Origin of the sequence: Falsiroseomonas sp. (assembly GCF_051860665.1) — a bacterium.
GTDB lineage: Bacteria > Pseudomonadota > Alphaproteobacteria > Acetobacterales > Acetobacteraceae > Falsiroseomonas.
In genome coordinates, this window is the sequence record NZ_JBHYDM010000068.1 from 1 (window position 1) to 520 (window position 520).

Genomic DNA, 520 nt, shown 5'->3' on the forward strand with positions numbered 1-520 from the left:
TCCTGCTTCTGGGAGGAGATGCCGCCGACGATGGGCGCAACACGCACGCCCAGTGCCCGGCCAAACACCTCCAGGTGGCTGCAGACCTGCAGCGCCAGCTCGCGCGTCGGCGCCAGGATGAGGGCGCGCAGTGCGCCGCGGCGCTTTCCACCCGTGGCGGCGGGGGCCGGAGCTTCGTCTCCGTGGCCCTCCTCGCTCGGCCCCTCGCTGGGACCCTCCTCCGCCGCAGCTGGCGTCTGCATGTGCCGCTCATTCAGCAGGGCCTGCATGATTGGCAGGCCGAAGGCCAGCGTCTTCCCCGACCCGGTCTGCGCCGCGCCGATGATATCCCGGCGATCGCGCAGCGCGGACGGCAGGCAGGCCACCTGCACCGCGGTGGGGGCCGAGAAGCCGCAGGTGCTGAGAACGCCGAGGATTTCTTCGTGCAGGCCCAGGCCTTCCCAGGCCCTGGTGTCCACTGGGGGAGTGGGTGTGGTGGTCTGGGAGGACGGCGCCACAGCCTCTGCAGAAGTGGCCTTCT

The 520-nt window shown here is 71.2% G+C and carries 1 protein-coding gene; it reads right to left on the reverse strand.

Going from position 1 to position 520, the window contains the following annotated elements; all coding sequences use genetic code 11:
• Positions 1–458 (reverse strand): DEAD/DEAH box helicase (locus ACTIF1_RS26485; protein WP_439599470.1); only part of this gene is annotated, 458 nt, incomplete at its 3' end.
• Positions 459–520: the final 62 nt, after the last annotated feature.